Source organism: Demequina sediminis (assembly GCF_030296675.1).
Taxonomy (GTDB): Bacteria; Actinomycetota; Actinomycetes; order Actinomycetales; family Demequinaceae; genus Demequina; species Demequina sediminis.
Map to the genome: position 1 here is coordinate 2,470,469 of NZ_AP027736.1, position 19,528 is coordinate 2,489,996.

A 19,528-nucleotide genomic window follows, 5' to 3' on the forward strand; every position below is an offset into this window, starting at 1 on the left:
GTGAGGCGTGTGACAATGACGGGCGTGGTAGCGACACCTCCCGCAGTGACCCCGCGGCATGCGCGAGGCCGCGTGCGACCCACGGGCACGCCGGCCGATCGCTTCCGGCCGGACATCCAGGCGCTGCGCGCCCTGGCCGTCACCCTCGTGGTGGTCTATCACCTGTGGCCCACCCGGCTCACGGGCGGCTACGTCGGCGTCGACGTCTTCTTTGTCATCAGCGGCTACCTCATCACGTCCCACATGTGGCGCGAGGCGGTCGAGACCGGGGGCATCCGCCTGGGCAGGTTCTGGGCCCGCCGCGCCCGCCGCCTGCTGCCCTCTGCCCTCACGGTGTTGCTGGTCACGGCCGTCGCGAGCATCTGGCTCCTGCCCGCCGCCACCGTGGGTTCCTCCCTCAAGGAGATCCTCGCATCGGTGTTCTACGGCGAGAACTGGTTCCTCGCCGCCTCGTCCGTCGACTATCAGGCCGCGGAGTCCGCCGCCTCGCCCGTGCGCCACTACTGGTCGCTCTCGGTCGAGGAGCAGTTCTATGTGATGCTCCCGCTGCTTCTGGTCGGCGCCATCTGGTTCGCGCGCCGTGCGCGCCTGCCTCACCGCAGGGTCGTGATGGGCGTCATCGTCTCGGCGGCTCTCGCGTCGTTCGGCTACGGGCTGTGGCTCACCGCGGTGTCGCCCGCCGCCTACTTCTCCACCTTCACGCGCCTGTGGGAGTTCGCCTTTGGCGCGGTGGTGGCCATCGCGGTGGGACGAGTCTCGGGGCGCCCGTGGATCGCGGCGCTCGGGCTCGTGCTCATCGTCGGCTCGGCCGTGGCCTTCGACGCCGCGACTCCTTCCCTGGCTATCACGCGCTCGTTCCCGTCGTGGGGACGGCCCTTGTCCTCGTCGGCGGCAGCGGCACCTTTGTCGACCGCGTGGGACTCTGGCGACCCGTCGCCCACGTGGGGCGCACGTCGTATGCGATCTACCTGTGGCACTGGCCTCTGATCGTGCTCGCCCCGGCGCTACTCGGCGAGGAGCCCGGCCGGCTCGACAAGCTCGCGATCGCGGCGATCACCGTGGTGCTCGCGACGGCCACGACCCTGCTCATCGAGGACCCGGTTCGCTTCTCGCCTCGCCTCTTGGCCGGACGCTCGCCCCGCGCCGTCGCGGCATGGTCGCTGGCAGGCATGGCGACGGTGACGCTCGTGGTGGTGGCCGGCATGCTGGCGGCCGATGCCAGGGCCGAGCGTGAGCGCGAGCGGGCCGACGAGCTCGCCGCGCGACTCGAGGCGTGCCTCGGCGCGGGGTCACTGCTGCCGGGGATCGAGTGCCCGCCGCCAGCGGGCGAGCCGGTCTTTGTCCCCGCGCTTGCCGACCTCGAGGACGACTCAGGCAACCGCCCCGAGTGCTGGGCTGGCCTCGAGGACCCGAACTTCCACCAGTGCACGGTCGGGCGCCCCGGCGCGACCGGCGAGCGCTTCCTCGTGCTGGGAGACTCGCACTCCAACGCGCTGCTCGCGGCGTACGACTCGTTGGGCCGCACCACGGATTGGACGTTCGACATCGCGGGACACGCGGGGTGCTATCCGACTACCCGCACGCTCCACGGTCCCGGAACCGTGAGGGACGCGTGCACCGAATGGCGCGAGGCCGCACTCGACGCGATCGAGGGCGCGCACGACTACGACGCGATCATCGTGACCAGGCGCCACCTTGACGAGCCCGACGCCGAGCGACGCGAGCGCGACGTCGAGGCGCTCGTGGAGGCGTGGAACCTTGCGCCCGAGGGGGTGCCGGTGCTGGTGCTGCCTGACAATCCCCGCATGGATCGCGACTTCGTCGCGTGCCTCGAGAGCGAGGGCCGCAGCGCGCGCACGTGTGCGGCGCGCCCGTCGCCGACGCCCTCCCGCCCGACCTGCTCCGGGACGCCGCGGAGCAGGCGCGAGATGCGCGGGTCGTCGACCTTACGCCGGCGTACTGCGCCGACGGGCAGTGCTCGCCCGTGATCGGCTCGGTGATCGTCTACCGCCCCGACGGCCACCACGTCAGCGCGACCTATGCGGCGACAGTGGCGCCGTTCCTCGAGCGGGGGATCGAGGCGGCTCTCGCCGGTCGCGATGCCACAGCGCAGGCGGCGCAGTAGCGATTGGTGGCGAGGCGTGGGCGCGATGCCAGGGTCTCATCTCGGCCAAGCCCGGCGTGTCGACTGGCGCTGCTCCGCCGGCATTGGACAAACCCCGCGGCCGGCGGTAGTCTAGCGACTTGCGCTGTCTATTGCCCTGCCCTCACATGCCTACCCGGCGTGCGTCCGCTCGTAGCGGGTTTCGCCCCGGGGTCCGGTGGAGCCGCGGCTAGGCATCGTGGTCACGCACGATCATAAAGGGAAGGAACCACCCTTGGCTGCCTCGCGCACCGATTCCGCCGTCCTCAACCGTTCAGCATCGCGCCGTATCTCATTCGCCCAGATCCACGAGCCGATCGAGGTCCCTAACCTCATCGCCCTGCAGACCGAGAGCTTCGACTGGCTCCTCGGCAACCAGGCGTGGAAGGCGCGGGTCGAGGCGGCGAAGAAGGACGGTCGCAACGACGTCCCCGAGATTGCGGGCCTGCAGGAGATCTTCGAGGAGATCTCCCCGATCGAGGACTTCGGACAGACCATGTCGCTGTCCTTCTCGGACCCGTACTTCGAGGAGCCTCGCTACACCCCCGAGGAGTGCAAGGAGAAGGACTTCACCTTCGCCGCGCAGCTCTTCGTCACGGCCGAGTTCATGAACAACACCACCGGCGAGATCAAGTCGCAGACGGTGTTCATGGGCGACTTCCCGCTGATGTCCCCTCGCGGCACCTTCATCGTCAACGGCACCGAGCGCGTCGTGGTCTCGCAGCTCGTCCGTTCGCCTGGCGTGTACTTCGAGCGCACCCCCGACAAGACGTCCGACAAGGACATCTTCACCGCGAAGGTGATCCCCTCGCGTGGCGCGTGGCTCGAGTTTGAGATCGACAAGCGCGACGCCGTCGGCGTCCGCGTCGACCGCAAGCGCAAGCAGCCTGTGACGCTGTTCCTCAAGGCGCTCGGCATGACCGACGACCAGATCGCCGAGGAGTTCGCGCAGTTCCCCGCGGTCCTCGAGACTCTCGCCAAGGACACCGTGCACGCTCACGAGGAGGCGCTAGTCGACCTCTACCGCAAGCTGCGCCCGGGAGAGCCCCCACGGTCGAGGCGGGCCAGAACTTGCTCGACAACTTCTACTTCAACCCCAAGCGCTACGACCTCGCCAAGGTGGGTCGCTTCAAGCTCAACAAGAAGCTGGGGCTGGGCAAGGAGCTGGGCGACTCGGTGCTGGGTCTCGACGACATCGTCGCGACGATCAAGTACATCGCGGCCGCCCACGCCGGCATCTCGACGCTGGACGGCGCCACGGGCGATGTGCGCGTCGAGACCGACGACATCGACCACTTCGGCAACCGTCGCATCCGCGCGGTGGGCGAGCTCATCCAGAACCAGATCCGCACCGGGCTGTCCCGCATGGAGCGCGTCGTCCGCGAGCGCATGACCACGCAGGACGTCGAGGCGATCACGCCGCAGACGCTCATCAACACGCGTCCTGTGGTCGCCGCGATCCGCGAGTTCTTCGGCACCTCGCAGCTGTCGCAGTTCATGGACCAGAACAACCCGCTCGCGGGCCTGACCCACAAGCGTCGCCTGTCGGCGCTGGGCCCCGGCGGTCTCTCGCGCGACCGCGCTGGCATGGAGGTCCGTGACGTCCACCCGTCGCACTACGGCCGCATGTGCCCGATCGAGACCCCTGAGGGTCCGAACATCGGCCTCATCGGCTCGCTCGCGTCGTTCGGTCGCATCAACCCGCTCGGCTTCGTCGAGACCCCGTACCGCAAGGTCGTCAAGGGCGTCGTGACCGCCCAGGTCGACTACCTCACGGCGGACGACGAAGATCACTTCGTGATCGCGCAGGCGAACGCTGAGCTTGCCGACGACGGCCGCTTCGTCGAGGACCGCGTGCTCGTCCGTGGTCGCGGCGGCGAGGTCGAGTTCGTCGCCCGCGAGGCCGTGGACTACATGGACGTGTCGCCGCGCCAGATGGTGTCGGTCGCGACCGCGCTGATCCCGTTCCTCGAGCACGACGACGCCAACCGCGCGCTCATGGGCGCCAACATGCAGCGCCAGGCCGTGCCGCTGGTGCGTTCCGAGGCACCGCTGGTCGGCACCGGCATGGAGCGCCGCGCGGCGATCGACGCCGGCGACGTCGTCATCGCGACCAAGGAGGGCGTGGTCACCGAGGTCAGCTCGGACCTCGTCACCGTTGCGAACGACGACGGCACGACCGGCTCGTACCGCATCGCGAAGTTCCAGCGCTCCAACCAGGGCACCTCGTACAACCAGCGTGTCGTGGTGGACGAGGGCGACCGCGTGGTCGTGGGCTCGGTCATCGCCGATGGTCCCGCCACCGACAACGGCGACCTCGCGCTCGGACGCAACCTGCTGGTCGCGTTCATGTGCTGGGAGGGTCACAACTACGAGGACGCGATCATCCTGTCGCAGCGCCTCGTGCAGGACGACGTCCTCAGCTCGATTCACATCGAGGAGCACGAGGTCGACGCCCGCGACACGAAGCTCGGCCCCGAGGAGATCACGCGCGACATCCCGAACGCGTCGGAGGAGGCCCTGGCCGACCTCGACGAGCGCGGAATCGTGCGCATCGGTGCGGAGGTCCGCGCCGGTGACATCCTGGTCGGCAAGGTCACGCCCAAGGGCGAGACCGAGCTCACGCCCGAGGAGCGCCTGCTCCGCGCGATCTTCGGCGAGAAGGCGCGCGAGGTGCGCGACACCTCGCTCAAGGTTCCCCACGGCGAGTCCGGCACCGTCATCGGCGTCCGCGTGTTCACCGAGGAGGACGGCGACGATCTCCCCGCTGGCGTGAACCAGCTGGTGCGTGTCTACATCGCGCAGCGCCGCAAGATCCAGGAGGGCGACAAGCTCGCCGGCCGTCACGGCAACAAGGGCGTCATCTCGACGATCCTGCCCGTCGAGGACATGCCGTTCCTCGAGGACGGCACGCCAGTCGACGTGATCCTCAACCCGCTGGGTGTTCCCGGCCGCATGAACGTCGGTCAGGTCCTCGAGACCCACACCGGCTGGCTTGCGAAGAACGGGTGGGACGCGTCCGAGGCCACGGGCGAGTGGACCAAGCACCTGCCCGCGAACGCCGTGAAGTCGGAGCCGGGCACCCCGGTCGCGACGCCGGTGTTCGACGGACTCCGGGAGGACGTCCTCGGCGGACTTCGCACGGTGGTCAACCCCAACCGCGACGGCGTCCGCCTCGTGGATGAGGAGGGCAAGGCGCGCCTGTACGACGGCCGTTCCGGCGAGCCGTTCCCCGAGCCGATCGCGGTGGGCTACAAGTACATCCTCAAGCTCCACCACCTGGTCGACGACAAGATCCACGCGCGTTCGACCGGTCCTTACTCGATGATCACGCAGCAGCCGCTGGGCGGTAAGGCTCAGTTCGGTGGCCAGCGATTCGGCGAGATGGAGGTGTGGGCCCTCGAGGCGTACGGCGCTGCCTACGCGCTGCAGGAGCTGCTCACCATCAAGTCCGATGACGTGGCCGGCCGCGTCAAGGTCTACGAGGCGATCGTCAAGGGTCAGAACATCCCGGAGCCGGGCTTGCCCGAGTCGTTCCGCGTGCTCATGAAGGAGATGCAGTCGCTCTGCCTCAACGTGGAGGTCCTCAACCACGAGGGCCACGTCATCGAGATGCGTGAGACCGACGACGACGCCTACCAGGCCGCCGAGTCGCTCGGCATCTCCCTGTCCAGCCGCCCCGATGCCTCCAGCGTCGACGAGATCTAACGAGCCTCGCGCTCACTCCATACAGAAGAAGTTTTTCGGTGCCGGCCTCTGGCCGGAGTTAAGGAAGTAGAACCTTGCTCGACGTGAACGAGTTTGGCGATCTGCGCATCGGCCTGGCCACGGCGGAGGACATCCGCAACTGGTCGCACGGTGAGGTGAAGAAGCCCGAGACGATCAACTACCGCACGCTCAAGCCCGAGAAGGACGGCCTGTTCTGCGAGAAGATCTTCGGCCCCACCCGCGACTGGGAGTGCGGCTGTGGCAAGTACAAGCGTGTCCGCTACCGCGGCATCGTCTGTGAGCGCTGCGGCGTCGAGGTGACGCGCTCGAAGGTCCGCCGTGAGCGGATGGGCCACATCGAGCTCGCCGCCCCCGTCACCCACATCTGGTACTTCAAGGGCGTCCCGTCGCGCCTGGGGTACCTGCTTGACCTCGCCCCGAAGGACCTCGAGAAGGTCATCTACTTCGCGGCGTACATGGTCACCGAGGTCGACATCGACGGCCGTCACGAGGACCTTCCGCAGCTCCGCAACGAGCTCGAGAAGGAGAAGAAGTCGATCGCCAACCAGCGCGACGTCGACATCAACACCCGTGCGGAGAAGCTCGAGAAGGACCTCGCCGAGCTCGAGGCGGAGGGTGCCAAGTCCGACGTCAAGCGCAAGGTCAAGGACGGCGCGGAGCGCGAGATGGCCAACATCCGCAAGCGTGCCGATGCCGAGATCGAGCGTCTCGACGCGATCTTCGACCGCTTCGCCGGCCTCAAGGTTCAGGACCTCGAGGGCGACGAGATGCTCTACCGCGAGATGTCGCGTCGCTACGGCTCGTACTTCAAGGGCTCGATGGGTGCGGAGGCGATCCAGAAGCGCCTCCAGACCTTCGACCTTGACGCCGAGGCCGAGAAGCTGCGCGAGATCATCGCGACCGGCAAGGGGCAGCGCAAGACCCGGGCCCTCAAGCGCCTCAAGGTGGTCAACGCGTTCCTCACGACCACCAACTCGCCCGAGGGCATGGTGCTCGACTGCGTCCCGGTCATCCCGCCGGACCTGCGTCCGATGGTGCAGCTGGACGGTGGCCGCTTCGCGACCTCCGACCTCAACGACCTGTACCGCCGCGTGATCAACCGCAACAACCGCCTCAAGCGACTGCTGGATCTGGGCGCGCCCGAGATCATCGTGAACAACGAGAAGCGCATGCTGCAGGAGGCCGTCGACTCGCTGTTCGACAACGGCCGTCGTGGCCGCCCCGTCACGGGTCCCGGCAACCGTCCCCTGAAGTCCATCTCGGACATGCTCAAGGGCAAGCAGGGACGTTTCCGCCAGAACCTGCTGGGCAAGCGCGTCGACTACTCGGGCCGTTCGGTCATCGTGGTGGGCCCGACCCTCAAGCTGCACCAGTGCGGCCTGCCCAAGCAGATGGCGCTCGAGCTGTTCAAGCCGTTCGTCATGAAGCGACTCGTCGAGCTCAACCACGCGCAGAACATCAAGTCCGCGAAGCGCATGGTCGAGCGCAGCCGTTCCGAGGTCTGGGACGTGCTCGAGGAGGTCATCCGCGAGCACCCCGTGCTGCTGAACCGCGCGCCGACTCTTCACCGACTGGGCATCCAGGCCTTCGAGCCCCAGCTCGTCGAGGGCAAGGCCATTCACCTGCACCCGCTCGTCTGCGGCGCGTTCAACGCCGACTTCGACGGTGACCAGATGGCCGTGCACCTGCCGCTGTCCGCCGAGGCTCAGGCCGAGGCCCGCGTGCTGATGCTGTCCTCGAACAACATCCTCAAGCCGTCCGACGGTCGCCCGGTGACCATGCCCTCGCAGGACATGATCATCGGCCTCTACCACCTCTCGCTCCTCAAGAAGGGCGAGAAGGGCGAGGGCCTCGTGTTCGGCACGCAGTCGGAGGCCGTCATGGCGTTCGACGGCGGCAGCCTGTCGCTCAACGCGGAGATTCGTCTGCGCGTCGACGGAGACACGGTGCCGCCGGTGGACGTCGAGCTGCCCGAGGGCCACGTCGAGGGCGAGCCCTACATGCTCACCACGACGCTCGGCCGTTCGCTCTTTAACGACCTGCTGCCGGTGACGTACCCGTACGTCAACCGCAACGTCGACAAGAAGGTGCTCGGCGACATCGTCAACACTCTTGCCGAGCGGTACCCGAAGGTCGAGGTTGCCGCCTCGCTCGACGCGCTCAAGGCGGCCGGCTTCCACTGGGCCACGCGCTCGGGCGTGACGATCGCCATCGGCGACGTCGCGACGCCGTCCAACAAGCAGGAGATCCTCGAGCGCTACGAGACCCTCGCCGCCAAGGTGCAGGACCAGTTCGAGACCGGTCTCATCACGGACGACGAGCGCCGCCAGGAGCTCATCGAGATCTGGACCCAGGCGACCAACGAGGTCGACAAGGCCATGCGTGAGTCGTTCCCCGAGCACAACACCGTGCACACCATGGTGGGCTCGGGTGCGCGAGGCAACTGGATGCAGGTGCGCCAGATCGCGGGTATGCGTGGCCTCGTGGCCAACCCGAAGGGCGAGATCATCCCGCGTCCGATCAAGTCGAACTACCGCGAGGGCCTGTCCGTCCTCGAGTACTTCATCGCGACCCACGGTGCCCGTAAGGGTCTCGCCGACACCGCGCTGCGTACCGCGGACTCGGGCTACCTCACGCGTCGCCTCGTCGACGTCTCGCAGGACGTGATCGTCCGCGAGGACGACTGCGGCACCGAGCGCGGCCTGACGATGCCGATCGTCGAGGTCACCGCCGGTGGCGAGAAAGTGCTGCACGAGCGCGTGGCGACCTCGGTGTTCGCTCGCACGCTCGCGGTCGACGTCGAGAACGCCGCCGGCGAGGTCATCGCCAAGGCGGGCTCGGACGTGGGCGACGTGATCATCGACGCGCTCATCGAACAGGGCGTCGAAGAGGTCAAGGTGCGCTCGGTCCTCACCTGCGAGTCCGCCGTGGGAACGTGCGCGCGCTGCTACGGCCGCTCGCTCGCGACCCGCGAGCTCGTCGACATCGGCGAGGCGGTGGGCATCATCGCCGCGCAGTCGATCGGTGAGCCCGGCACGCAGCTGACGATGCGTACGTTCCACACCGGTGGTGTGGCATCGGCCGACGACATCACGCAGGGTCTGCCGCGTGTCCAGGAGCTCTTCGAGGCCCGTACCCCCAAGGGTGAGGCCCCGATCTCCGAGGTCACCGGCACGCTCAAGGTGGACGACTCGGAGGCGACGCGCCGCTTGGTCATCACCCCCGACAACGGCGACGAGGTCATCGAGTACCCCGTCACCAAGCGTTCGCGCCTGCTCGTGCAGGACGGCGAGCACGTGGTCGTGGGCCAGCAGCTCGTGGCCGGTGCGGTCGATCCCAAGAACGTGTTGCGCATTCTCGGCCCCCGCGCCACCCAGAAGCACCTGGTGGACGAGGTCCAGAACGTGTACCGCTCGCAGGGTGTGGAGATCCACGACAAGCACATCGAGGTCATCGTTCGCCAGATGCTGCGCCGCGTGACGGTGCTCGACTCGGGCGACACGAACCTGCTGCCCGGCGAGCTCGCCGAGCGCAGCCGCTTCGAGAACGCGAACCGCGAGACCGTGACCGCGGGCGGCAAGCCCGCCTCCGCGCGTCCCGAGCTCATGGGAATCACGAAGGCGTCGCTCGCGACGGAGTCGTGGCTCTCGGCGGCCTCCTTCCAGGAGACCACGCGCGTCCTCACGGAGGCCGCGATGTCCGGAAAGTCGGACTCGCTGCTGGGCCTCAAGGAGAACGTCATCATCGGAAAGCTCATCCCCGCTGGTACGGGCCTCGCCCAGTACCGCACGGCGACGGTCGAGCCCACCGAGGAGGCGAAGGCCAACCTGTTCCCGACCTTCGGCTACGAGGAATGGGACGGGCAGTTCTTCGGCGAGGGCACGGGTCAGGCCGTCCCGCTGGAGGAGTTCGACACTCGCGACTGACTCATGACGGGGCCGGCGGGCAGAATCCGCTTTTGACGGCGGCGCGGAGCGCAGGTATCTTAGATGCTTGTGCCCGCGTCGCCGGGCCCCGAGTCGCGCCTCAAGGTGCGACACCCGATGGAACGACACGCCCGGGCGCGGGGGTCGGGCCGACACGTTAGAGAAGTTTCTCAGAACCGACACAGACACGGAGAAGTAGTGCCTACGATTCAGCAGCTGGTCAGGAAGGGCCGCCACCCCAAGGCGTCCAAGACCAAGACCCCGGCTCTTCAGTCGAGCCCCCAGCGTCGTGGCGTGTGCACGCGCGTCTACACGACCACCCCGAAGAAGCCGAACTCGGCGCTTCGCAAGGTCGCCCGTGTCCGCCTCTCGACCGGCATCGAGGTGACCGCCTACATCCCCGGTGAGGGCCACAACCTCCAGGAGCACTCGATCGTGCTCGTGCGTGGCGGTCGTGTGAAGGACCTCCCCGGTGTCCGCTACAAGATCGTCCGCGGCTCGCTCGACACCCAGGGCGTCAAGAACCGCAAGCAGGCTCGTAGCCGTTACGGCGCGAAGATGGAGAAGAAGTAATGCCTCGCAAGGGACCGGCCCCGAAGCGGCCGATCATCAACGACCCCGTCTACGGCGCCCCGGTCGTGACGCAGCTCATCAACAAGGTCCTGCTCGACGGCAAGAAGTCGACGGCTGAGGCCATCGTGTACGGCGCCCTCGAGGGCGTCCGCGAGAAGTCGGGCCAGGACCCCGTCGTCGTGCTCAAGCGCGCGCTCGACAACATCCGCCCCGCGCTCGAGGTCCGCAGCCGCCGTGTGGGTGGCGCGACGTACCAGGTGCCGGTTGACGTGCGTCCCGTGCGCCAGACCACCCTCGCGCTGCGCTGGCTGGTCGACTTCTCGCGTCAGCGTCGCGAGAAGACCATGACCGAGCGCCTCATGAACGAGATCCTCGACGCATCGAACGGCCTTGGCGCCGCGGTGAAGCGTCGCGAGGACATGCACAAGATGGCCGAGTCGAACAAGGCGTTCGCGCACTACCGCTGGTAGTCGCGGCCCTCGACGGAATCTCAAGGAGAACCACTCGTGGCACAGGACGTGCTGACGGACCTCAAGAAGGTCCGCAACATCGGCATCATGGCGCACATCGACGCCGGCAAGACCACCACCACCGAGCGCATCCTGTTCTACACGGGTGTGAACTACAAGATCGGTGAGACCCACGACGGCGCGTCGACCACCGACTGGATGGAGCAGGAGCAGGAGCGCGGCATCACGATCACGTCTGCCGCCGTGACCTGCTTCTGGAACAACAACCAGATCAACATCATCGACACCCCCGGCCACGTGGACTTCACGGTCGAGGTGGAGCGTTCGCTCCGCGTGCTCGATGGCGCCGTTGCCGTCTTCGACGGCAAGGAGGGTGTCGAGCCGCAGTCCGAGACGGTGTGGCGTCAGGCCGACAAGTACAACGTGCCGCGCATCTGCTTCGTCAACAAGATGGACAAGCTGGGCGCCGACTTCTACTTCACGGTCGACACCATCAAGTCGCGCCTCGGCGCGCGTCCGCTGGTCATCCAGCTGCCGATCGGCGCCGAGAACGACTTCCTCGGCGTGGTCGACCTGGTCCAGATGAAGGCCCTCGTGTGGCCCGGCGACGCCAAGGGCGACGTGACGATGGGTGCCAAGTACGAGGTCACCGACATCCCCGCCGACATGCAGGAGAAGGCCGAGCAGTACCGCGCCGAGCTCCTCGAGACGGTCGCGGAGTCCGACGAGGCCCTCCTCGAGAAGTACTTCGGTGGCGAAGAGCTCACGATCGACGAGATCAAGGGCGCGATTCGCAAGCTCACCGTCTCGTCTGAGCTCTACCCGGTTCTGTGTGGTTCCGCCTTCAAGAACCGTGGCGTTCAGCCGATGCTCGACGCGGTGGTCGACTACCTGCCGGGTCCGCTCGACGTGCCCGCGATTCAGGGCCACGACGTGCGTGACGAGGAGAAGATCGTGGAGCGTCACGCCGACGCCGACGAGCCCTTCGCCGCTCTCGCGTTCAAGGTCGTGTCGCACCCGTTCTTCGGTCGCCTCACGTACGTGCGTGTCTACTCCGGTCGTCTCGACTCCGGCGCTCAGATCGTCAACTCGACGAAGGGCAAGAAGGAGCGCATCGGAAAGCTCTTCCAGATGCACGCCAACAAGGAGAACCCCGTCGAGTCGGTGACCGCCGGCCACATCTACGCGGTGATCGGCCTCAAGGACACCACCACCGGTGACACCCTGTGCGACCCGAACGCGCAGGTCGTGCTCGAGTCGATGACCTTCCCCGAGCCCGTGATTCACGTCGCGGTCGAGCCCAAGACCAAGGGCGACCAGGAGAAGATGTCGATCGCGATCCAGAAGCTCGCCGAGGAGGACCCGACCTTCCGCGTGAAGCTGGACGAGGACACCGGCCAGACCGTCATCTCCGGCATGGGCGAGCTGCACCTGGACATCATCGTCGACCGCATGCGTCGCGAGTTCAAGGTGGACGCAAACGTCGGCAAGCCGCAGGTCGCGTACCGCGAGACCATCCGTGGCAAGGTCGACAAGCACGACTACACCCACAAGAAGCAGACGGGTGGCTCCGGCCAGTTCGCGAAGGTGCAGATCTCGATCGAGCCCCTCGACGCCGACTCCGAGCTCACGTACGAGTTCGTCAACTCGGTCACCGGTGGCCGCGTGCCGCGCGAGTACATCCCGTCGGTGGACGCCGGTATCCAGGACGCCATGAACATCGGCGTGCTCGCGGGCTACCCGATGGTGGGCGTCAAGGCGAGCCTTCTCGACGGCCAGTACCACGACGTCGACTCGTCTGAGATGGCGTTCAAGATTGCTGGTTCGATGGCCTTCAAGGAGGCCGCACGCAAGGCCAACCCGGTCCTGCTCGAGCCCGTGATGGCCGTTGAGGTCCGTACGCCCGAGGACTACATGGGCGAAGTGATCGGCGACCTCAACTCCCGCCGTGGCCAGATCCGTCAGATGTCCGACGCCGCCGGCGTCAAGGTCATCGACTCCCTGGTCCCGCTGTCGGAGATGTTCGGTTACGTCGGCGACCTGCGTTCCAAGACGCAGGGTCGTGCGGTGTACTCGATGACGTTCGACAGCTACGCGGAGGTTCCTCGCAACGTTGCCGAGGAGATCATCGCAAAGACCCGGGGCGAGTAGTCCCACCGGTTGAAGTAGGAAATAATACGACCAGTAGGGATACGCCCCACGATGGCTAGCGCCATCAGCAGTCGGATCCTCTACCCGAGTCTCACAACCCATTCAGGAGGAAGCCACCATGGCTAAGGCCAAGTTCGAGCGGAACAAGCCGCACGTGAACGTCGGCACGATTGGTCACGTCGACCACGGCAAGACCACGCTGACCGCTGCCATCTCGAAGGTCCTGCACGACAAGTACCCGGACCTCAACCCCTTCACGCCGTTCGAGGACATCGACAAGGCTCCCGAGGAGCGCGAGCGCGGTATCACGATCAACATCGCGCACATCGAGTACCAGACCGAGAAGCGCCACTACGCGCACGTCGACGCTCCTGGTCACGCCGACTACATCAAGAACATGATCACCGGTGCCGCTCAGATGGACGGCGCGATCCTCGTGGTCGCGGCGACCGACGGCCCGATGGCGCAGACGCGTGAGCACGTGCTGCTCGCCCGTCAGGTGGGTGTGCCCTACCTGCTCGTCGCGCTGAACAAGTCCGACATGGTCGACGACGAGGAGATCCTCGAGCTCGTCGAGGTCGAGGTGCGCGAGCTCCTCTCCTCGCAGGGCTTCGACGGCGACAACGCACCGGTCGTTCGCGTCTCGGCGCTCAAGGCGCTCGAGGGCGACCCGGAGTGGGTCAAGACCGTTCAGGACCTCATGGACGCGGTGGACGAGAACGTCCCCGAGCCCGTGCGCGACATGGACAAGCCCTTCCTCATGCCGATCGAGGACGTCTTCACGATCACCGGTCGTGGCACCGTCGTCACCGGCAAGGTCGAGCGCGGCAAGCTCAAGATCAACTCGGAGGTCGAGATCCTCGGCATCCGCTCGCCGCAGAAGACCACTGTCACCGGTATCGAGATGTTCCACAAGCAGATGGACGAGGCGTGGGCCGGCGAGAACTGCGGTCTGCTCCTGCGCGGCACCAAGCGTGAGGACGTCGAGCGCGGCCAGGTCGTGGTTGCCCCCGGCACCACCACGCCGCACACGCAGTTCGAGGGCAAGGTCTACATCCTCAACAAGGATGAGGGTGGCCGCCACAACCCCTTCTACACGAACTACCGTCCGCAGTTCTACATCCGCACCACGGACGTGACCGGCGTCATCTCGCTGCCCGAGGGCACCGAGATGGTCATGCCGGGTGACACGACCGAGATGACGGTCGAGCTCATCCAGCCCATCGCCCTCGAAGAGGGACAGGGCTTCGCGATCCGTGAGGGTGGCCGCACCGTCGGCTCGGGCACCGTCACCAAGATCCTCAAGTAGTTCACCACCGATGCGGGGTCTGGCCTTCGGGCCGGGCCCCGCATCGGCGTGTGTGCCATTTGCGCCCCCGGCGCCCATCTGGCACAATGTTCAGGTTGCCTATCGCGGGCACCACACCTTCACCCACGACCCGAGAGAAATCTCAGGCGCGCGTGTGTCGCAGATGAGCGACACGCCCGAGCGCGGGGGTCGGGGGAGATGACCATAGTTGTACGAGAGAAAAGGCAGACCACGCCATGGCGGGACAGAAGATCCGCATTCGGCTGAAGAGCTATGACCACGAGGTCATCGACTCCTCCGCCCGCAAGATCGTCGAGACGGTCACGCGCGCCGGTGCGTCGGTGGTGGGACCCGTCCCGCTGCCCACCGAGAAGAACGTGTTCTGTGTGATCCGTTCGCCCCACAAGTACAAGGACTCCCGCGAGCACTTCGAGATGCGCACTCACAAGCGCCTCATCGACATCGTGGACCCGACGCCGAAGGCCGTCGACTCGCTCATGCGTCTCGACCTGCCCGCGGACGTCAACATCGAGATCAAGCTCTAAGCAAGCGTAAGGACTATCACCACCATGACTACGACTTCCAATGCCCAGCGCGCGGTCACCGCGTTGCTCGGTACGAAGCTGGGCATGACGCAGGTGTGGGACGCCGAGGGTCGTATCGTGCCTGTCACGGTCATCCAGGTCGACACCAACGTCGTGACCCAGGTGCGGGGCGCCGAGACGGACGGCTACGAGGCCGTCCAACTCGCCTTCGGCGCCGTTGACCCGCGCCGCGTCACCAACCCCCTCAAGGGCCACTTCGAGGCCGCCGGCGTCACGCCGCGCCGCCACGTGGCCGAGGTGCGGACCGCCAACGCGTCCGAGTACGCGCTCGGCCAGGAGATCACCGCCGAGGTGTTCGAGGCCGGCCAGCTCGTCGACGTGACGGGCACCACCAAGGGCAAGGGCACCGCCGGTGTCATGAAGCGTCACGGCTTCCACGGCGTGGGTGCCTCGCACGGTGCGCACCGCAACCACCGCAAGCCGGGCTCCATCGGCGGCGCTTCGACGCCGTCTCGCGTGTTCAAGGGCATCAAGATGGCCGGCCGCATGGGCAACGCCCGCAAGACCGTTCAGAACCTCCGCGTTCACGCTGTGGACGTCGAGAAGGGTCTCGTGCTCGTCAAGGGCGCGGTTCCCGGCAACAAGGGCGGCGTCGTTCTCATCCGCTCCGCCGTGAAGGGCGCGTGATCTCCATGGCTACCAAGCTGAACGTCGAGCTTCCCGCCGACATCTTCGACGTTGACACCAACGTCCCCCTCATCCACCAGGTCGTGGTGGCGCAGCTCGCCGCCGCGCGCCAGGGCACTCACGCCACCAAGACCCGCGGCATGGTCGCGGGTGGTGGCAAGAAGCCCTACAAGCAGAAGGGCACCGGACGCGCCCGCCAGGGTTCGATCCGCGCTCCTCAGTTTGCAGGCGGTGGCACCGTCCACGGCCCGCAGCCGCGCGACTACTCGCAGCGCACCCCCAAGAAGATGAAGGTCGCCGCCCTGCGCGGTGCCCTGTCCGACCGGGCCCGTGCCGGCCGCGTGCATGTCGTCGAGAGCATCGTCTCCGGCGAGGTTCCCTCGACCAAGGCCGCTCTCGAGGCGCTCGCATCGATCACCGGCGGCCGCAGCGCCCTCGTGGTGCTCGAGCGCAACGACGAGCTGTCGCTGCTGTCGCTGCGCAACGTCGCCGAGGTGCACGTCATCGCGGTCGACCAGCTCAACACCTACGACGTGCTCGTCAACGACGACACGGTCTTCACGCAGGGTGCCTACGACGCGTTCATCGCGGGTCCGGCAACCGGCAAGTCCGCGAAGGCCGTTGCGACGGAGTCTGAGGCGGAGGAGAAGTAACGTGACCACGCTGAACAAGGACCCCCGCGACATCATCGTCCGCCCGGTCGTCTCCGAGAAGACCTACGGCCTCATGGACGAGGGCAAGTACACCTTCGAGGTGGACCCGCGCTCGAACAAGACCGAAATCAAGATCGCGGTCGAGCAGATCTTCGGTGTGAAGGTTGCCTCCGTCAACACCATCAACCGCAAGGGCAAGACGCGCCGCACGCGCTTCGGCCTGGGCAAGCGCAAGGACGTCAAGCGCGCGATCGTGACGATTGCCGGTGGCGGCGCTATCGACATCTTCTCGGGCCACGCAGGCTAGAAGGACACAGGTAAGCACTCATGGCTATTCGCAAGTACAAGCCGACGACGCCGGGCCGTCGCGGCTCGTCCGTCGCCGACTTCGTCGAGGTGACCCGCTCGGAGCCCGAGAAGTCGCTCGTTCGCCCTCTGCACAAGAAGGGCGGCCGTAACAACACCGGTCGCATCACCACCCGTCACCAGGGTGGCGGTCACAAGCGCGCCTACCGCGTGATCGACTTCCGTCGTCACGACAAGGACGGCGTCCCCGCGACCGTGGCGCACATCGAGTACGACCCCAACCGCACCGCGCGCATCGCGCTGCTCCACTACGCGGACGGCGAGAAGCGCTACATCATCGCCCCCGACAAGCTGGGCCAGGGCGACCGTGTCGAGGCCGGCATGGGTGCCGACATCAAGCCCGGTAACAACCTGCCGCTGCGCAACGTCCCCGTGGGTACGGTCGTTCACGCGATCGAGCTCAAGCCGGGTGGCGGCGCCAAGATCGCCCGCTCCGCGGGTGCCTCGGTGCAGCTCGTGGCGAAGGACGGCCCCTACGCGCAGCTGCGCATGCCGTCCGGCGAGATCCGCAACGTCGACGCGCGCTGCCGCGCGACCGTCGGCGAGGTCGGCAACGCCGAGCAGTCGAACATCAACTGGGGTAAGGCCGGCCGCATGCGCTGGAAGGGCAAGCGCCCGACCGTGCGTGGTGTCGTGATGAACCCCGTGGACCACCCTCACGGTGGTGGTGAGGGTAAGACCTCCGGTGGTCGTCACCCTGTGAGCCCGTGGGGCAAGCCCGAGGGCCGCACCCGCAAGCAGAACAAGGAAAGCGACAAGCTCATCGTGCGTCGCCGCAAGACCGGCAAGAACAAGCGTTAAGGGAGCCTGAAGAATGCCACGCAGCCTGAAGAAGGGCCCCTTCGTCGACGACCACCTGCAGAAGAAGGTGGACGCCCAGAACGAGGCCGGCTCGAAGAACGTCATCAAGACCTGGTCCCGTCGGTCCGTCATCACGCCCGACTTCCTGGGTCACACCTTTGCCGTGCACGACGGCCGCAAGCACGTCCCGGTGTTCGTCACCGAGTCGATGGTCGGCCACAAGCTGGGCGAGTTCGCCCCGACGCGCACGTTCAAGGGCCACGTCAAGGACGACCGCAAGGGCCGCCGCTAAGGCGCCTGAGCGAAGGTAAGAGGAGTAAGAACATGGAAGCCAAGGCGCAGACGCGGTACATCCGCGTGACCGCTCAGAAGGCTCGCCGCGTCGTGAACCTGGTCCGTGGTCAGAACGCCGTTGAGGCCGCTGCCTCGCTGAAGTTCCAGCCGCAGGCCGTCGCGACCGATGTGCGCAAGCTCATCGAGTCGGCGATCGCCAACGCGCGTGTGAAGGCCGACAAGGCCGGCGAGCGCTTCGACGAGCGCGAGCTCGTCATCAAGGAGATCTACGTGGACGAGGGTCCGACCATGAAGCGCATTCAGCCGCGCGCTCAGGGCCGGGCGAACCAGATCCTCAAGCGCTCCTCCCACATCACCGTCACCGTCGCGACCCCGGTCGCGTCCAAGTAAGGGGCCAAGTAATGGGACAGAAGGTCAACCCCCACGGCTACCGCCTGGGCATCACGACCGACCACCGTTCGCGCTGGTTCGCTGACTCGACCAAGAAGGGCGAGCGCTACCGCGACTACGTGGACGAGGACGTCAAGATCCGCAAGATGATGTCCGCGGGCCTTGAGCGCGCCGGCGTCTCGAAGGTGGAGATCGAGCGCACCCGTGAGCGTGTGCGTGTGGACCTCCACACCGCGCGTCCCGGCATCGTCATCGGTCGCCGCGGCGCCGAGGCCGACAAGCTGCGCGCGAACCTCGAGAAGCTGACCGGCAAGCAGGTCCAGCTCAACATCCTCGAGGTCAAGAACGCCGAGATCGACGCTCAGCTCGTCGCTCAGGGCATCGCCGAGCAGCTCGCCTCGCGTGTGTCGTTCCGTCGTGCCATGCGCAAGGGCATCCAGTCCGCGCTGCGCGCCGGCGCCAAGGGCATCCGTGTGCAGTGCTCGGGCCGCCTGGGTGGCGCCGAGATGTCGCGCTCGGAGTTCTACCGCGAGGGCCGTGTGCCCCTGCACACGCTCCGCGCGAACATCGACTACGGCTTCTTCGAGGCCCGCACCACCTTCGGCCAGATCGGCGTGAAGGTGTGGATCTACAAGGGCGACATGACGGAGAAGGAGTGGGCCGCCGAGCAGGCGAAGGCCCCCGTCCGCAGCGTGGCCGTGGCGACCGCCGCGGCGGCGACCGCGGTCCCGACCGCGGCCCGCGCCGTGACGCCGCCCCCGCCAGTCCGAGGCCCCCGCGGCCGAGGCCCCCGCTGCCGAGGCTCCTGCCGAGGCCGGTAAGGAAGGCTGACAGACATGCTTATCCCCCGTCGTGTGAAGCACCGCAAGCAGCACCACCCGAAGCGTTCGGGCGCGGCGACCGGTGGCACCGCAGTGTCGTTCGGCGACTTCGGCATCCAGGCTCTGGAGCCCGCCTACGTCACCAACCGTCAGATCGAGGCAGCTCGTATCGCGATGACCCGCCACATCAAGCGTGGCGGAAAGGTCTGGATCAACATCTACCCGGACCGTCCCCTGACCAAGAAGCCTGCCGAGGTCCGCATGGGCTCCGGTAAGGGCTCGCCCGAGTGGTGGGTCGCGAACGTCAAGCCCGGTCGCGTGATGTTCGAGCTCGCCGGCGTCCCGGAGGAGCTCGCTCGCGAGGCCATGCGTCGTGCGCAGCACAAGCTCCCCATGAAGACCCGTTTCGTGACCCGTGAGGGTGGTGACATCTAATGGCCATCGGTACCAAGGACCTCATGCCGTCCGAGCTGGACGCGATGGAGGACGAGCGCCTGGTTGAGGAGCTGAAGAAGGCCAAGGAGGAGCTGTTTAACCTGCGCTTCCAGTCGGCCACCGGTCAGCTCGAGAACCACGGCCGCCTCAAGGCGGTCAAGCGCGACATCGCTCGCATCTACACGATTCTGCGTGAGCGGGAGCTCGGCATCCGCACCGCGCCCTCCGCGAAGGC

Annotated in this window: 16 protein-coding genes and 3 pseudogenes; all 19 read left to right on the top strand. The window is 67.0% G+C overall.

Annotated elements, in window-relative coordinates:
* The first annotated feature begins 45 nt into the window (after positions 1–45).
* The gene (locus tag QUE44_RS12625; protein WP_286214957.1) at positions 46–987 is read left to right on the top strand and encodes an acyltransferase family protein; all 942 of its coding nucleotides are present in this window, start codon (positions 46–48) and stop codon (positions 985–987) included.
* Between the two features lie 215 nt (positions 988–1,202).
* Positions 1,203–1,988, top strand: a complete 786-nt coding sequence (locus QUE44_RS12630) for an SGNH hydrolase domain-containing protein (RefSeq protein ID WP_286216774.1) — start codon at positions 1,203–1,205, stop codon at positions 1,986–1,988.
* Positions 1,898–2,125, top strand: coding sequence for an SGNH hydrolase domain-containing protein (locus tag QUE44_RS12635; RefSeq protein ID WP_286216775.1), 228 nt, complete (start codon positions 1,898–1,900; stop codon positions 2,123–2,125). Before QUE44_RS12630 ends, QUE44_RS12635 begins: the two co-directional genes overlap by 91 nt.
* Positions 2,126–2,810: 685 nt before the next feature.
* Positions 2,811–5,851 (top strand): annotated as a pseudogene (gene rpoB / locus QUE44_RS12640) (DNA-directed RNA polymerase subunit beta).
* A gap of 74 nt (positions 5,852–5,925) precedes the next feature.
* Positions 5,926–9,798 (top strand): DNA-directed RNA polymerase subunit beta', encoded by a 3,873-nt coding sequence (locus QUE44_RS12645; protein WP_286214958.1) that lies wholly within the window; start codon positions 5,926–5,928, stop codon positions 9,796–9,798.
* 198 nt (positions 9,799–9,996) lie between these two features.
* Positions 9,997–10,371 carry a 30S ribosomal protein S12 gene (rpsL, locus tag QUE44_RS12650; protein WP_042213193.1) on the top strand — a complete coding sequence of 125 codons (375 nt, stop codon included), beginning with the start codon at positions 9,997–9,999 and terminating at the stop codon, positions 10,369–10,371.
* Entirely contained in the window at positions 10,371–10,841 is a 471-nt protein-coding gene (gene rpsG / locus QUE44_RS12655; protein WP_286214961.1) for a 30S ribosomal protein S7, read from the top strand. Before rpsL ends, rpsG begins: the two co-directional genes overlap by 1 nt.
* Positions 10,842–10,877: 36 nt before the next feature.
* Positions 10,878–12,992, top strand: coding sequence for an elongation factor G (fusA, locus tag QUE44_RS12660; protein WP_286214962.1), 2,115 nt, complete (start codon positions 10,878–10,880; stop codon positions 12,990–12,992).
* 118 nt (positions 12,993–13,110) lie between these two features.
* Positions 13,111–14,301, top strand: a complete 1,191-nt coding sequence (gene tuf / locus QUE44_RS12665; RefSeq protein WP_286214964.1) for an elongation factor Tu — start codon at positions 13,111–13,113, stop codon at positions 14,299–14,301.
* Between the two features lie 236 nt (positions 14,302–14,537).
* Positions 14,538–14,846, top strand: coding sequence for a 30S ribosomal protein S10 (rpsJ, locus tag QUE44_RS12670; RefSeq protein WP_042213186.1), 309 nt, complete (start codon positions 14,538–14,540; stop codon positions 14,844–14,846).
* Positions 14,847–14,870: 24 nt separating this feature from the next.
* Positions 14,871–15,533 carry a 50S ribosomal protein L3 gene (gene rplC, locus QUE44_RS12675; protein WP_286214965.1) on the top strand — a complete coding sequence of 221 codons (663 nt, stop codon included), beginning with the start codon at positions 14,871–14,873 and terminating at the stop codon, positions 15,531–15,533.
* Positions 15,534–15,538: 5 nt separating this feature from the next.
* Positions 15,539–16,186 (top strand): 50S ribosomal protein L4, encoded by a 648-nt coding sequence (rplD, locus tag QUE44_RS12680; RefSeq protein WP_286214967.1) that lies wholly within the window; start codon positions 15,539–15,541, stop codon positions 16,184–16,186.
* Position 16,187: 1 nt separating this feature from the next.
* Positions 16,188–16,493 (top strand): 50S ribosomal protein L23, encoded by a 306-nt coding sequence (rplW, locus tag QUE44_RS12685; RefSeq protein ID WP_286214968.1) that lies wholly within the window; start codon positions 16,188–16,190, stop codon positions 16,491–16,493.
* 20 nt (positions 16,494–16,513) lie between these two features.
* The gene (gene rplB / locus QUE44_RS12690; protein ID WP_286214970.1) at positions 16,514–17,353 is read left to right on the top strand and encodes a 50S ribosomal protein L2; all 840 of its coding nucleotides are present in this window, start codon (positions 16,514–16,516) and stop codon (positions 17,351–17,353) included.
* A gap of 13 nt (positions 17,354–17,366) precedes the next feature.
* On the top strand, positions 17,367–17,645 hold the full coding sequence (rpsS, locus tag QUE44_RS12695) for a 30S ribosomal protein S19 (protein WP_286214972.1): 279 nt from the start codon (positions 17,367–17,369) through the stop codon (positions 17,643–17,645).
* A gap of 32 nt (positions 17,646–17,677) precedes the next feature.
* Positions 17,678–18,037 carry a 50S ribosomal protein L22 gene (gene rplV, locus QUE44_RS12700; protein ID WP_286214974.1) on the top strand — a complete coding sequence of 120 codons (360 nt, stop codon included), beginning with the start codon at positions 17,678–17,680 and terminating at the stop codon, positions 18,035–18,037.
* Positions 18,038–18,048: 11 nt separating this feature from the next.
* Positions 18,049–18,868, top strand: a pseudogene (gene rpsC / locus QUE44_RS12705) (30S ribosomal protein S3).
* A gap of 5 nt (positions 18,869–18,873) precedes the next feature.
* Positions 18,874–19,293 carry a 50S ribosomal protein L16 gene (gene rplP / locus QUE44_RS12710; RefSeq protein ID WP_286214975.1) on the top strand — a complete coding sequence of 140 codons (420 nt, stop codon included), beginning with the start codon at positions 18,874–18,876 and terminating at the stop codon, positions 19,291–19,293.
* A pseudogene (gene rpmC, locus QUE44_RS12715) lies at positions 19,293–19,520 on the top strand (50S ribosomal protein L29); the annotation flags it as partial. The gene rplP and the pseudogene rpmC, both read left to right, overlap by 1 nt.
* Positions 19,521–19,528 lie beyond the last annotated feature (8 nt).